12 protein-coding genes are annotated in these 14,128 nt (G+C 42.3%); 10 read left to right on the plus strand and 2 right to left on the minus strand.

From position 1 onward, the window contains the following. Positions 1-8: 8 nt before the first annotated feature. From H7T92_RS08035 to H7T92_RS08045, 3 genes are all read left to right on the plus strand, one after another. Positions 9-1,208 carry an MFS transporter gene (locus tag H7T92_RS08035; RefSeq protein ID WP_201037482.1) on the plus strand — a complete coding sequence of 400 codons (1,200 nt, stop codon included), beginning with the start codon at positions 9-11 and terminating at the stop codon, positions 1,206-1,208. 116 nt (positions 1,209-1,324) lie between these two features. Next, positions 1,325-3,052 carry an ABC transporter ATP-binding protein gene (locus H7T92_RS08040; RefSeq protein WP_201037483.1) on the plus strand — a complete coding sequence of 576 codons (1,728 nt, stop codon included), beginning with the start codon at positions 1,325-1,327 and terminating at the stop codon, positions 3,050-3,052. After that, the gene (locus tag H7T92_RS08045; RefSeq protein WP_201037484.1) at positions 3,049-4,791 is read left to right on the plus strand and encodes an ABC transporter ATP-binding protein; all 1,743 of its coding nucleotides are present in this window, start codon (positions 3,049-3,051) and stop codon (positions 4,789-4,791) included. The genes H7T92_RS08040 and H7T92_RS08045 overlap by 4 nt, the downstream gene beginning before the upstream one ends. A gap of 337 nt (positions 4,792-5,128) precedes the next feature. On the opposite strand, the gene H7T92_RS08050 is transcribed toward H7T92_RS08045, so the two are convergent. Continuing rightward, positions 5,129-5,869 (minus strand): amino acid ABC transporter ATP-binding protein, encoded by a 741-nt coding sequence (locus H7T92_RS08050; protein WP_201037485.1) that lies wholly within the window; start codon positions 5,867-5,869, stop codon positions 5,129-5,131. Continuing rightward, positions 5,869-8,052 (minus strand): amino acid ABC transporter substrate-binding protein/permease, encoded by a 2,184-nt coding sequence (locus H7T92_RS08055; protein WP_201037486.1) that lies wholly within the window; start codon positions 8,050-8,052, stop codon positions 5,869-5,871. Before H7T92_RS08055 ends, H7T92_RS08050 begins: the two co-directional genes overlap by 1 nt. 258 nt (positions 8,053-8,310) lie before the next feature. Here H7T92_RS08055 and H7T92_RS08060 point away from each other — a divergent pair, with 258 nt between their 5' ends. The 7 genes from H7T92_RS08060 to H7T92_RS08090 all read left to right on the plus strand — a co-directional run bounded on the left by H7T92_RS08060 (position 8,311) and on the right by H7T92_RS08090 (position 14,045). Continuing rightward, positions 8,311-9,267, plus strand: a complete 957-nt coding sequence (locus H7T92_RS08060) for a CPBP family intramembrane glutamic endopeptidase (protein WP_201037487.1) — start codon at positions 8,311-8,313, stop codon at positions 9,265-9,267. A 133-nt stretch (positions 9,268-9,400) separates the two neighbouring features. Beyond that, the gene (gene uvrB, locus H7T92_RS08065; RefSeq protein ID WP_201037488.1) at positions 9,401-11,389 is read left to right on the plus strand and encodes an excinuclease ABC subunit UvrB; all 1,989 of its coding nucleotides are present in this window, start codon (positions 9,401-9,403) and stop codon (positions 11,387-11,389) included. 14 nt (positions 11,390-11,403) lie between these two features. Beyond that, on the plus strand, positions 11,404-11,901 hold the full coding sequence (locus tag H7T92_RS08070) for a GNAT family N-acetyltransferase (RefSeq protein WP_201037489.1): 498 nt from the start codon (positions 11,404-11,406) through the stop codon (positions 11,899-11,901). A 92-nt stretch (positions 11,902-11,993) separates the two neighbouring features. Further along, positions 11,994-12,617 carry an NAD(P)H-dependent oxidoreductase gene (locus tag H7T92_RS08075; RefSeq protein WP_201037490.1) on the plus strand — a complete coding sequence of 208 codons (624 nt, stop codon included), beginning with the start codon at positions 11,994-11,996 and terminating at the stop codon, positions 12,615-12,617. Positions 12,618-12,720: 103 nt separating this feature from the next. Next, positions 12,721-13,074: a diacylglyceryl transferase gene (locus H7T92_RS08080; protein WP_201037491.1), complete on the plus strand. Its 354-nt coding sequence runs from the start codon at positions 12,721-12,723 to the stop codon at positions 13,072-13,074. A 42-nt stretch (positions 13,075-13,116) separates the two neighbouring features. After that, positions 13,117-13,548, plus strand: coding sequence for a hypothetical protein (locus H7T92_RS08085; RefSeq protein ID WP_201037492.1), 432 nt, complete (start codon positions 13,117-13,119; stop codon positions 13,546-13,548). Between the two features lie 26 nt (positions 13,549-13,574). Beyond that, on the plus strand, positions 13,575-14,045 hold the full coding sequence (locus tag H7T92_RS08090) for an 8-oxo-dGTP diphosphatase (RefSeq protein ID WP_201037493.1): 471 nt from the start codon (positions 13,575-13,577) through the stop codon (positions 14,043-14,045). Positions 14,046-14,128 lie beyond the last annotated feature (83 nt).

Raw genomic sequence — 14,128 nt, forward strand, 5'->3', positions numbered from 1 at the left:
GAAAAACAATGTTTAAAAGAACTTACAAACGAAATATTTCACTCCTAGCAGGTCTGGAATTTACATCTTATTTTGGAATCACCAGTTTTTGGATTTTATTTTTTATTCAGAATGGTCTTTCTTTGCTTCAGATTGGTTTATTAGAGAGTATCTTTCATGGGACCAGTCTCTTGTGTGAGATCCCGTCTGGTATGTTAGCCGATCGATTTAGCTACAAGACCAATCTCTATTTGGCTCGCTTGTCCAGTATTGGATCCTCGATCTTGATTTTATTTGGTCAGGGGAATTTTTGGATCTATGCCATTGCTATGATGGTCAATGCTTGGTCTTATAATTTTGACTCGGGGACCAGTACAGCTTTCTTATTTGATTCAGCTGTGGAAGCAGGTCAAAAAGACCGTTATCTTCAGATTTCTAGCTTTTTGTCTGGTGTGGCCGAAGTCACCCGAACGTTAGGTACAGTTGTGGCAGGCTTCTTTATTCACGGAGCATTGGCTTGGACCTATTATATTGCTATTGGGCTTTCCTTGCTTTCCATTCTTTTGATCTTTCTGATGAAAGAGCCAGAGAGCAAGAGTGATGAAAGAAATCATTTGACCTTAAAGCGGATATTGGAGGTAGTGAAACAAGAATGGCAGGAAAAAACAGTCTTGTTTTACTGGATGCTCACCTATCAGTTGGTAGGGACCATCATGTGTATGTTTTATTTTTACTACCAACAGAAAATTAGTGACTTAGCTAGTTGGCAAGTTTCGCTCATCATGTTAATTGGTAGTGGATTCAATCTCCTAGCGGTTTATTTGGCTAGTCAAATCGGGAAAAAATGGAATAGTAATCAAGTCTTTCCGATTCTGGTTGCACTGACAGGGTTGACCTTGCTTTTGGTAGGTTTAAAGACTCCATTTGCCTATCTGAGTGTCTATCTCTTGACCAATGCCCTTTATGCCGTTTATCAACCTATCTACTACAATGATTTACAAGCTTATCTGCCATCCAGTGTACGAGCAACCATGCTGAGTATCAATTCGATGATGTTTAGTCTATCTATGATTGTCATCTTCCCTTTGACTGGTTGGTTCATTGATAGCTGTGGCTTTGTAGCAGTCTTTATCGTATTAGGCCTTCTAACGCTTTTCTCTTTCCCTATCTTAATGATTGGATTGAGGAAAATGGGAAAGACCTTAAGCAAGGTGCCAAAGAAGGAATAAGATTTCCGACCTTCATCTGGTCAGTATTCAACTCTCTCTGCTCTGCAGGGAGAGTTTTTTCATCTTAAGAATTTGTGGTAAAATATGTATATCCATTAAAAAAAGAATCGAGTCGTATGAAATCATTATTGAAGTATTTTAAGGGCTATCTATGGGAAACTTTTCTTGGGCCCGTGTTTAAACTCTTAGAAGCTATTTTTGAATTGTGTGTTCCCTTAATCATCGCCCACTTAGTCGATCAGGTCATTCCGAAAAAGGAAACGAGCGCAGTGGTGATGACGGTCGGTGTTTTGTTTTTATTTGCGAGCTTTGGGGTTGTCGTAGCTATTACTGCCCAGTATTTTTCTTCTAAAGCAGCTGTCAGCTTTACCCGCGAGATGACCAAGGATTTGTATGATAAGATCTTGTCGCTTCCAAAGGACAAACGAGATAGGATCGGTACTTCAAGTTTGGTAACCCGTCTCACTTCGGATACCTATCAAATCCAGGTTGGGATCAACCAATTCTTGCGCCTCTTTTTGAGAGCACCGATTATTGTCTTTGGTTCTATCATCATGGCTTTCACCATCAGTCCTAAACTCACTCTTTGGTTCTTGGGGATGGTGGCGATTTTAACCCTGATTATTGTGATCATGTCTCGGATTGTCAATCCTCTCTTTGCTAAGATTCGGAAAATCACAGACCGAATGGTCACGGTGACGCGTCAGCAATTTCAAGGGATGCGGGTGATTCGGGCCTTTGGACAGCAAGTGAGTGAATTGGACGAATTTAAAGAAGTCAATCAAGACTATAAGATCTGGCAAATTCGTGCTGGTATCTGGTCTAGTTTGGTGAGTCCCTTGACCTTCCTTGTGGTCAATACGACCTTGGTTTGTGTCATTTGGCAAGGACAATTGAATATCTCTGCTGGCCTTCTTACCCAAGGAATGTTGGTCGCTTTGGTCAATTATTTATTACAGATTTTAACAGAATTGATTAAGCTGGCTATGCTGGTCACGTCTTTAAATGTCAGCTATATTTCAGCCAAGCGTGTCCAAGAGATTTTTGATTTGAAGGAAGAAGACCTCCTAAAAGCTTTGCCGGAAGAAACTGCAAGAGAGCAAGAAGCGATCAGCGCAGAGGAAGTTTCTTTCACCTATCCAACGGCTTCAAGCCCAGCCCTAGAGGAAATTTCCTTTGATCTTGACCAAGGACAGATGCTGGGAATTACCGGTGGTACAGGATCTGGGAAGTCCACCCTTGTTCAGTTATTGAGTCATTTGTATACCGTGAGTCAGGGGAAATTAGCCCTCTATCATCAAGCTCACTCTCCTAAAACTCTCAAGGAGTGGCGGGAGTGGGTAGCTGTAGTCCCACAGAAGGCAGAGCTCTTTAGAGGAACTATCCGCTCCAATCTCTTACTGGGAATGGAAGGAAAGGTGTCGGAAGATGATTTGTGGTGGGCATTAGAAACGGCTCAGGCGGCTGATTTTGTCCGTGAAAAAGAAGGACAACTGGATGAGCCGGTTGAAGCCTTTGGTCGAAATTTTTCAGGTGGCCAACGTCAGCGGTTGACCATTGCGCGTGCCCTTTTGAAGAAGGCTCCTTTCTTGATTCTGGATGATTCAACTTCTGCCTTGGATTATTTGACGGAAGCACGTCTCTTAAAATCGATAAAAGAAGAATTGAGTGATACGAGTTTGATCTTAGTATCTCAACGAACCAATAGTCTCAAGTCTGCTGATCAGATTTTGGTCTTGAACAAGGGACATCAAGTAGGACTGGGAAATCACGATTTCCTTTTGTCTACCAATGAGATTTATCAAGAAATTCATTATTCACAACACGGGAGGGAGGAAGCATGAGTCAAAAACGTTCTAGTTATTTAAAACGTCTGTTTAGAGATTTTGCTAACCATCCTGGTCTCCTGATTCTAGCCAGTATCGGGACAATTGCTCAAGTAGCCTTAACGGTTTGGTTACCGATCTTGATTGGACATGCGGTTGACCTGGTCATCAATCCTCAAGGGATGAAAGTCTTATTGCCAGTTTTGATCCAAATGGTGCTGATTATTTTGGCAAATACCTTGATTCAATGGATCAATCCTCTTCTCTATAATCAATTGGTCTATCGGTTTAGCCAAAACCTAAGGGCAGAAGTGATGGAGAAAGTTTACCGCTTGCCCTTATCTTATCTGGATAAGCAAGGGAGTGGGGACTTCGTCAGTCGCCTCACGACCGATGTAGAGCAACTCAATAGTGGTCTTCTGATGGTCTTTAACCAGTTCTTTGTTGGCCTCTTAACCATTCTTGTCACTATCGTGACCATGGCGGAATTGGATTTCTTTATGATGGTGGCGGTTCTGGTCTTGACCCCTTTATCCCTGGTGATTGCTCGTTTTATTGCCAAGCGTTCTTATACGCTTTTCCAAAAGCAGACCAAGGCGCGTGGTCTTCAAACTCAGTTGATTGAAGAGTCTTTGACCCAGGAAAGTTTGATCCAGTCCTTTAACGCTCAGGATCAATTCCGTAAGGCTTTTAAGGGGACGAATGAAAGCTATGCCAACTATTCCCAATCCGCTGTCTTTTATTCTTCAACTGTCAACCCTGCCACTCGCTTTGTGAATGCCTTGATTTATGCAGTAGTGGCTGGATTTGGTGCTGTACGCATTATTTCGGGATCTCACTTTACTGTTGGTCAATTGGTGACCTTCCTCAATTATGTCAACCAATACACCAAGCCTTTTAATGATATCTCTTCTGTCTTGTCAGAACTCCAAAGTGCCCTTGCCTGTGCAGAGCGCTTGTATAGCGTCTTGGATCAAGCTGAGGTCGAAGAGACAGGCCATCAGATTCTGGAAAGTCAGGATGTCAAAGGTGCGATTGGTTTTGAGCACGTCGTATTTGGCTATGATTTGGGGCGGACTTTGATCAAAGATTTAACCATTCAGGTTCCAGCTGCCAGTAAAGTGGCCATTGTAGGGCCTACAGGAGCAGGAAAGTCGACCTTGATTAATCTGCTCATGCGTTTCTACCCTGTTAATTCTGGAGAGATCACGATTGATGGGGTGCCAATTACGGACTACACCCGTGCTTCTTACCGCCAACAGTTTGGTATGGTTTTGCAAGAAACCTGGCTCAAGGTCGGGACGATTCATGAAAATATCGCCTTTTCTCGTCCAGATGCAAGTAGAGAAGAAGTTATAGAAGCAGCCAAAGCGGCTAATGCAGATTTCTTCATTCGGCAGTTGCCACAAGGGTACGATACGTATCTTTCAGATGCTGGAGAGTCTTTGTCTCAAGGTCAACGCCAACTCTTAACGATTGCGCGGGTTTTCCTTTCAGTTCCTAAGATTTTGATCTTGGATGAGGCGACATCCTCCATCGATACTCGGACTGAGGTCTTGATTCAAGATGCCTTTAATCAACTCATGAAAGGACGGACCAGCTTTATCATTGCTCACCGCTTATCGACCATTCAAAATGCCGATATGATCCTTGTCATGGTGGATGGCGATATTGTTGAGCATGGCACTCATGAAGAGCTGATGCAAGCGCAAGGTGTATACTACAAGATGCAGACAGCTCAGCAACAGATTAGTTAGAATGTAGACAAACTATTTTTAAAGTAAATAAGTAAAGTGATTCTGTAAAGAAATAAATATCTACCTAATTTGTATAACGAATTAAGAGAACATTAAAACTTTCCGCCGTGAGAAAAGTGCCTGAAACAATTTAGTTTCAGGCACTCGGGAGTTTTGAAACTTTAGGTTCAAAACTAAGTCATGGAACTTCGTAGAAGTTCGCTGACGTCCGTACTCACCTAAGGAAAGTTTTTAATATGTCTTTATCTTCAATCTAAGCATTTTCAGATTTGAAAATGCTTTTTTCATCTAAAAAAACATCTAGCAAAATTGCTAGATGCTTCAGAAACCACTATTTTTAAACGTTTAGAACCTTATCTAAGAATTCTTTCAAACGTGGGTGTTGTGGGTTGTCGAAGATTTGGTCTGGTTTGCCGTCTTCGAGGAATTCACCGTCTGCGGTAAAGATGACGCGGTTGGCTACTTGGCGGGCAAATCCCATCTCGTGGGTAACGATGATCATGGTCATGCCTTGCTCTGCCAACTCTTTCATAACGTTCAATACATCTCCAACCATCTCAGGGTCAAGGGCAGAAGTAGGTTCGTCAAAGAGCATAATATCTGGATTCATGGCAAGTCCACGTGCGATAGCCACACGTTGTTTTTGACCACCGGAAAGACTATTTGGATTGGCATCGGATTTATCTGCGAGTCCAACTTTTTCCAACAATTCCATTCCGACTTTTTGAGCTTCTTCGCGAGTCATCAGTTTGTGCTCTACTGGCGCAAACATAATGTTTTCAAGGACGCTCATGTGCGGGAAGAGGTTGAAGTGTTGGAAAACCATCCCAATATTTTCACGGACCAAATCAACATTGGTTTTTGGATCGGTTAGATCATATCCATTAACTGTAATTTGACCTTTTGTAACTTCTTCGAGGAGATTGAGACTACGAAGGAAGGTCGATTTACCAGAACCAGACGGTCCGATAATGCAGACCACATCCCCTTCGTAGAATTTTGCTGAGATTCCTTTTAAGACCTCATTTTCACCATAGTATTTGTGGAGGTCATGGACATCAATTTTTAATTTAGCCATTAGTTAACCTTCTTTTCTAATTTTTTTGCAAATCGTGTTAGCAAGGTGATAATCACGAGGTAGAAGACGGCAAGGATCGCATACATCTTGAAACTTTGGTAGTTTCGAGCGATGATGATCTTACCAGTTTGGAAGAGTTCTACCAATCCGATCGCAGAAACGATAGTCGTATCTTTCAGGGCAATGACGAATTGGTTAACAAAGTTTGGAAGCATGAGTTTGGTTGCTTGTGGCAAGATGATCTTGCGCATGGTCTTGCCATAAGAGATCCCAAGGCTTCGGCTGGCTTCCATCTGTCCAATCGGTACAGCTTGGATCCCCCCACGAACAATTTCTGCAATATAGGCAGCAGCATTGAGGGAGAGGGCGATGGTACCTGCAACAAAGTCGTTGATTGGGGATTGATGACCTGTGACCGATTCAATCAAGTTTGGAATTCCCCAGAAGATGAAGGCGGCGAGGATCATGAGTGGGATCCCACGAATAACATCGACAAAGATCTCAGCAGTCCAGCGAAGCCATTTATAAGGGCTAACACTAAACATCCCAAAGATAACACCGATCACCATAGCAATGGCGAAAGAGAGAAGGGCAAGGGCAAGAGTGACACCCAAACCACTTAACAATTGTTTGTAGTTGTTTTGAAGCAAGCCCCAGATCGTTGTTTCATCTGCTGTTGTACTTGAAGTACTTGACTTGCTATCTGCTTTAAGGTATTTATCGAGAATCTTTTGGTATTGACCACTTTTCTTCAAGTTTGCAAGACCGTTATTGAACATTTCGATCAATTCAGGATTTTCACCTTTTTTAACGGCAAATGCTAGTTGACCACTTGGAGTTCCTTTGATAGGTGTTTTGAATTTACGTCCTTGTTTAATGGCGTATTTGATAACAGGTTCGTCATCCATGATCGCTGCAACAGAACCAGAATTCAAACTGTCATACATAGAAGCTCCGTCAGAGAACGTTTTGATCTTGTAACCATATTTCTTTTGGTTTTCTTCAAGGAAGTTTTGTGAGGAAGTACCGTTTTTAACACCGACTGTCTTTCCTTTTAGGTCATCATAAGAATCAATCTTGCTACTTTCTTGAACGGCTAGAATAGAATTGGCTGTGTAGTATGGTTCAGAAAAATCAAATGTTTCTTTCCGAGCATCTGTTACGGTCATCCCTGCGATCATTCCTTGCGCATGGCCGGATTGGACATCACTTACCGCTGCGTCAAATCCAGGATTATTAATCTCGATTTTAAATCCTTGGTCTTTGGCAATAGCCTTGATCAAGTCCATATCGATCCCTGTGTATTTGTTTTTTCCATTTTGGAAGACAAATGGTGCAAAAGATGAGTCACTTGAAATGCTATATTTTGATTTTTTAGGAGTTGCTTTTTGACCAGCAGGAGTAGTTGTTTCTGGAACGGCACTGTTACTTGATGATTGGCTTTCACCGGTCCATTTCTTGATGATCTCATCAAGTGTTCCATCAGCTTTCATTTGAGCGAGAGCCTTGTTAAATTCAGTGATCAACTTTTCATGATTTCCACCTTTTTTAACACCAAAGGCAAAGCCACCGACTGCTTCCCCGTCCATATTGATAGCTAGGTCCTGACCCTTTTGGATGGCGTATTGAATAACAGGTTGGTCATCCATGACTGCATCGACCGCACCAGCTGATAAACTGTTATACATGAGATCACCGGTATCAAAAGTCTTGATCTTGTAGCCGTACTTGTCCTTGTTTTTATCGAGGAAGCGTTGGGCTGCAGTCCCGTTTTTAACACCGACTGTCTTCCCTTTTAATTGGCTGTACTTCGTGATTTTGTCAGCTTTTTTAGTCGCAATAACAACTTTTGTATCGTAGTAAGTATCAGACATGGTGAAGACTTTTTCACGTTCTGTTGTTTTGGTCATTCCGGCCATGATGGCATCCGCTTGACCAGCTTGAACTGCATTGACCGCTGCATCAAATCCTGGGAAGGATTTGTCCAAATCCCAGCCATTGATTTCAGCGACCTTGTCCAAGATCTCTACGTCAATTCCTTTATAGGTTTGATCTGAATCCTTAAATTCAAACGGTGCATATGCTGTGTCAAAAACGACCTTGATCGTTTCAGCATGAGCATGACCAGCGAATGCAACGAATGGAAATAAGAAAAGCAAACATGCTAGTAATTTTTTCTTCATTTCTGTCTCCTTCTAATTCTTTCTCTTAGGGGTTTTAACCCATGAGCACATTGACCAAAGGATGGCCTTAAAAAAACAAATCATTCATACCAAAACGAGTATGAATGGTCTTATGTTTTTCTACAGAAGCTATTATATCAGAAAAAAGTCATTTCTGCAAGAAAATCGAGTTTTGATGTTAGGTTATCTAACATAGGTTGATCTTGCAGCTCTGGATTTTCTTTGCTACAATGGACCTATTAGATCAAGGAGGTTGCGATGAAGAAAGGGTTGATCATTCAAGGAATCAGAACGAACACTTCTGTGTCAGTTTTTGTTTCTACACTATTTTATATATTTTTAGCCTCTTTCTTTATTGAAGGGGGACTTTGGATTGGTAGTGAACTTGTGGGACCATTTTCTCAAGTTATAGGTTTTCTAGTGGAGTTCTTTTCGCCAGGAAATGGGACAGCAAGTATTCAAGAATTTTTCTACCATTATCTTCTCTATTATGAGCTTTTCAGTTTTGTAATCATACTATTTCTCTTTATTTTTTGGGTGAAGGTCATAGAGAAGAATGCTTTATCAAGCTTAGGCTTTGTAAAAAGAAATTGGCTCAAGTATCTAGTCTGGGGGATCATGATTTCCCTTCTTCAAATGGGAGTGATCGCGCTTGTCTACCAAGTAAGTGGCATCGGTTCTTTTGTGTTAAATGAGCTCAGTTTAGAGCCCTTGCTTTTTATCCTAGGATTATTTCCATTTTGGCTTCTGCAAGGGGGGACGGAAGAAGTAGCGACGCGAGGTTGGCTTCTGACTCGGATTGCTGCAAGAACTAATCTGCCTTTAGCGATCGCGATTTCTAGTAGTCTCTTTGGCATTCTGCATATGGGAAATGCAGGAGTGACCTTCTTATCCGTTCTGAATATCATCCTCGATGGAGTGCTGGCTGGTCTGCTTTTTATCTATACGGATAGTATCTGGCTAGTGGTCGCCCAACACGGCACTTGGAACTATGTACAAGGAAATCTCCTTGGTTTTCAAGTCAGTGGTACGGGAGCAGATGCCTCTATCTTTAGTTTTACCATGGGAGATGGACCTGACTGGTTGACCGGAGGGGCATTTGGAGCAGAAGGATCAATCATCACCACTCTGGTTCTTCTTGTATCCCTAGTGATTGTCTATCGCTTAGGGGAGAGGAAAGAAAGAGTTGATAATGAACAAGTGTGTCATGACTGACAGAAAATGATGATGAAAATGAAGACCGGGACTTGAGCCTGGTCTTTTTCTATGTGAGGATTCTCTCCTCAAAAGTCAGAGAAATATCGTCTATTGTGGTAAAATAAGGGAAGTATAATCAAAGGAAGAAAGTATGATTAATCGAGTAACAGATAACAAATTTAAACTAGTATCGAAATACCAACCGTCTGGGGATCAACCGCAGGCCATTGAACAGTTGGTGGATAACATCGAGGGTGGTGAAAAGGCGCAAATCCTGATGGGGGCGACTGGTACGGGGAAGACCTACACCATGAGCCAGGTTATTGCCCAAGTCAATAAACCGACCCTGGTTATCGCCCACAATAAAACGCTAGCAGGCCAGCTCTATGGGGAGTTCAAGGAATTCTTTCCAGAGAATGCGGTCGAGTATTTTGTTTCCTACTACGATTACTACCAGCCAGAAGCCTATGTGCCATCTAGTGATACCTATATCGAAAAAGATAGTTCTGTCAATGATGAGATTGACAAGCTTCGTCACTCCGCGACATCAGCCCTCTTAGAGCGCAATGATGTCATCGTTGTGGCTTCTGTCTCTTGTATCTATGGGTTGGGTTCGCCTAAGGAATATTCCGACAGCGTGGTCAGTTTGCGTCCTGGTCTGGAGATTTCTCGTGATCGTTTGCTCAATGACTTGGTGGACATCCAGTTTGAACGCAATGATATCGACTTTCAACGGGGGAAATTCCGTGTCCGTGGAGATGTGGTCGAGATTTTCCCAGCTTCGCGTGATGAACATGCCTTCCGGGTGGAGTTTTTCGGGGATGAGATCGAGCGGATTCGTGAGATTGAAGCTTTGACGGGTCAAGTTCTAGGAGATGTGGACCACTTAGCCATTTTCCCAGCCACTCACTTCGTGACCAATGACGACCATATGGAAGTGGCCATTGCCAAGATTCAGGCTGAGCTGGAAGAACAGTTAGCTATCTTTGAGAAGGAAGGAAAACTGCTGGAAGCCCAACGCCTGAAACAACGGACAGAGTACGATATTGAAATGCTACGGGAGATGGGCTACACCAATGGTGTCGAAAACTACTCTCGTCATATGGATGGCCGGAGTGAGGGAGAGCCACCATACACCCTTTTGGATTTCTTTCCTGAAGATTTCCTCATCATGATCGATGAAAGTCACATGACCATGGGCCAAATCAAGGGTATGTACAATGGAGACCGCTCGCGCAAGGAGATGTTGGTCAACTATGGTTTCCGTTTGCCATCTGCCTTGGACAACCGGCCACTGCGTCGTGAAGAGTTTGAAAGCCATGTCCACCAGATTGTCTATGTGTCAGCGACACCAGGTGACTATGAGATGGAACAAACCGATACCATCATCGAGCAGATTATCCGTCCGACAGGTCTACTCGATCCAGAGGTCGAAGTGCGTCCGACCATGGGACAAATGGACGATCTCTTGGGTGAAATCAATGCGCGTGTAGAACGTGGAGAGCGGACCTTTGTCACCACCTTGACCAAGAAGATGGCAGAAGACTTGACCGACTACTTTAAGGAAATGGGTGTCAAGGTCAAATACATGCACTCGGACATTAAGACCTTGGAGCGGACAGAAATCATTCGTGATTTGCGTCTGGGTGTTTTTGATGTCTTGGTCGGAATCAATCTGCTTCGGGAAGGGATAGACGTACCAGAAGTTAGTCTGGTGGCCATTCTCGATGCGGACAAGGAAGGTTTCCTCCGCAATGAACGCGGACTGATCCAGACCATCGGGCGTGCAGCCCGTAATAGTGAAGGTCACGTGATCATGTATGCGGACACCATGACCCAGTCTATGCAAAAAGCCATCGATGAAACAGCCCGTCGTCGGAAAATCCAGATGGCCTATAACGAAGAGCATGGCATTGTCCCACAAACCATTAAAAAGGAAATCCGTGACCTCATCTCTGTTACCAAGGCGGTGGCCAAGGAAGAGGACAAGGAAGTGGATATCACCAGTCTCAACCGCCAAGAGCGCAAGGAACTGGTCAAGAAACTGCAAGGCCAAATGCAAGAAGCCGTCGAAGTGCTTGATTTCGAGCTGGCAGCGCAAATTCGCGATATGATGTTGGAAGTCAAGGCTTTGGATTAGATAGGATAAAACGAATGAAGATTATCATTAAAACAATGGAAACACCTGAAGAGATAGAAGGAAAATCTCTCGTTCATTGGCAAACGTGGAGAGAGGCTTATGACGATCTTTTACCCGCGGATTTTCAGGAGACGATGACATTAGAAAAATGTCGATTCTTTAGTCAAAAATATCCAGAAAATACCTTGATTGCGATGGATGGAAAGAAGGTCGTTGGATTTATCAGCTATGGAAATTACCGTGATGAGACCATTCAAGCTGGTGAAATCATTGCCTTATATGTTTTAAAAGATTACTATGGAAAAGGTGTGAGTAAACAGTTAATGCATGCTGCATTTGTTGCTCTCGATCCATTCTCTGAAATTTATTTATGGGTATTGAAAGATAATAAGCGAGCCATTGCTTTCTATCAAAAAATGGGTTTTACTTTTGATGGCCAAGAACAAATACTTGAACTTGGAAAACCTGTTAAGGAATTGCGGATGATGTGTTCTTCAAATAAAAATTCCTAAAGGACCTATCTATCAATCTTTGAACCATTATCAATTAATCTAGTAAAAAATAAAAGAGATAGAATGAACCAAAGAGATGAAGGAGAAGACGAATGAAAATTCTAGTCATCAACGGGCATCCGGATAAGGAAAGTTACTGTCAGGCTATTTTTCAAACCATTGTCGAAACTATTGACTCAAATCGCCACGAGATTGAAGTCATCAGTCTTAATGAAGAAGACTTTGATCCAGTTCTTCGCTACGGTTATCGAAAGCGGATGGAGGAAGATCCCTTTATCCTTCGTTCTCAAGAATGGATCCAGTGGGCGGATCACCTGATCTTTGTTTATCCCATCTGGTGGAGTAGTATGCCGAGCCTTATGAAGGGCTGGATCGACCGGGTCTTTACGCCGGGGATTGCCTACTCGGCCAATGATCAGGGAAGCTTTATCTGGAATTACCTCAGAGGCAAGCAATTCAAGAAGTTGCTCAAAGGAAAAACGGCCAGTATTTATGCGACCTCCATGGCGCCTACTTGGTGGTACAAGATTTTTTCAGGCCCTCTCAATATTCCGGATAGTTATGGCATCTCTGTTTTGAAGAATGCAGTTTTGAACCACTGTGGGATTAAAACCAAGCGCGTCTGCATCTTGGGAGAAGTCGGCCGCGATGTGAACACCGCTAGCATGCGAGAGAAGCATCTTCAAAAGGTAGCAGAAGAAGTGAAAAAACTCTAATCCTGTCCTCGTCTTTGTTGGACATGTCCAGGCAAGCGGTTGTATTCTTAACGGATGTTGGATAAAATAGGAATAAAATCTATTGGAAATAGGGGAAATAAATATGTTTCTATTTATGTATATGATCTATGTCATCTATTCCATTTCACAACTGAAAAAAGAAGATAAAAGGGTCTCTCTTTTTACGAAGATTGTCGTTTATAGTTTATTGGTTTTATCATTGGTTAAGATCTATTTCGGCTTAGTGGCATTTATATTTTCCCCTTTACCACTAATTGGTTCTATAGTTTCTTTTGCTCTTGGCGGTATGAGACTCGTTCTTAGAATAGTTATAGCTCTTAGCTTACTTTTATTATCGCTAAGTCTATTTTTAGATAGTAAAAAAAATGATCCAGATGCTCCTCAAATTGATCATTGGATTCGATTGGCTTATCATATTCTGTTGATGTTTCTTTAGGAGATCCAGTTTAAACCAATTATTACGAAGGGGAGATCAAACATGAGAAAGTATCTGAACCTGTTTATGATCATGTATCTGATTTTGCTACTTTTTGTTTTTGTCAACTTCCTATTAAGATTCTTTGGCTACGCATTTACGCCACTTCTTTGGAATCCCTGGTTGTATCTTGGAGCTGGGACGGCTTTTAGTCACATCTGGTATCGCTTTTATCGAAAACATGCTCCAAATTGGAAGAACTTTGTTAGTGTTCTTTTGAGTCTCTTTGCTATGGCGATTCTGGTATTTTTCATTGAGTTGTTCTTTACCTTTGATGGTCATGGTCCGGTTACGATTCACTTGGAATATTCGATAAAAGAGAAGACCATTGTCTTTGAGAGAGGCTTTCTTTTGGATATTTTTGATGAATACCATGAGCTGGTAAATCCCTTTGTGATGAAGAAAGAGGTAAAGAAAAAAGTTTATTTTGATTAATTGTTAACATTATAGAAAGGAAATTTATGTCACGCGCAACATCTACTGTACTTACCAATCTTTGTTTGGTAGAAGATCCTACGAATGGAAAAGTAGTCCTCCAATACCGCTCGCCGGAACGTTACAAGAAATGGTCTGGCTATGCCTTTCCTGGAGGCCATATCGAAGAAGGAGAAAGTCTTGCAGAATCCGTCATTCGTGAAGTCTACGAAGAGACAGGACTGACAATTGCAGATCCAAAACTCGTCGCAGTCAAAGACTGGTCGCTAGATGATGGAGGCCGCTATATTGTCTTTTGCTACAAAGCGACAGAATTCACAGGCCAGCTTAGATCATCTGAGGAAGGAGAAGTTTCTTGGGTTGAGAAAGACCAATTAGATCAGTTGGACTTATCCTACGATATGCTTCCTCTGCTGGAAGTGATGGAAGACCCAGATTTGTCCGAGTACTATTATCGTAAACGGACAGACTATGATTGGGAAAAATTAAGATTTTAAGCAAAGGAGGCTGGGACAAAAGTCCTAGCCTCTCAATTATTTTTGGATTGTCGAGCAAGACGCAGTGGTTGAGTGGGCTCTAC

This window comes from Streptococcus parasanguinis, assembly GCF_016648855.1.
In the GTDB taxonomy this organism is placed as follows: Bacteria; Bacillota; Bacilli; order Lactobacillales; family Streptococcaceae; genus Streptococcus; species Streptococcus parasanguinis_L.

Coding starts and splice junctions, on each gene's coding strand:
- H7T92_RS08035 (WP_201037482.1), top strand. CDS start 9: ATGTTTAAAAGAACTTACAAACGAAATATTTCACTCCTAGCAGGTCTG.
- H7T92_RS08040 (WP_201037483.1), top strand. CDS start 1,325: ATGAAATCATTATTGAAGTATTTTAAGGGCTATCTATGGGAAACTTTT.
- H7T92_RS08045 (WP_201037484.1), top strand. CDS start 3,049: ATGAGTCAAAAACGTTCTAGTTATTTAAAACGTCTGTTTAGAGATTTT.
- H7T92_RS08050 (WP_201037485.1), bottom strand. CDS start 5,869: ATGGCTAAATTAAAAATTGATGTCCATGACCTCCACAAATACTATGGT.
- H7T92_RS08055 (WP_201037486.1), bottom strand. CDS start 8,052: ATGAAGAAAAAATTACTAGCATGTTTGCTTTTCTTATTTCCATTCGTT.
- H7T92_RS08060 (WP_201037487.1), top strand. CDS start 8,311: ATGAAGAAAGGGTTGATCATTCAAGGAATCAGAACGAACACTTCTGTG.
- uvrB (WP_201037488.1), top strand. CDS start 9,401: ATGATTAATCGAGTAACAGATAACAAATTTAAACTAGTATCGAAATAC.
- H7T92_RS08070 (WP_201037489.1), top strand. CDS start 11,404: ATGAAGATTATCATTAAAACAATGGAAACACCTGAAGAGATAGAAGGA.
- H7T92_RS08075 (WP_201037490.1), top strand. CDS start 11,994: ATGAAAATTCTAGTCATCAACGGGCATCCGGATAAGGAAAGTTACTGT.
- H7T92_RS08080 (WP_201037491.1), top strand. CDS start 12,721: ATGTTTCTATTTATGTATATGATCTATGTCATCTATTCCATTTCACAA.
- H7T92_RS08085 (WP_201037492.1), top strand. CDS start 13,117: ATGAGAAAGTATCTGAACCTGTTTATGATCATGTATCTGATTTTGCTA.
- H7T92_RS08090 (WP_201037493.1), top strand. CDS start 13,575: ATGTCACGCGCAACATCTACTGTACTTACCAATCTTTGTTTGGTAGAA.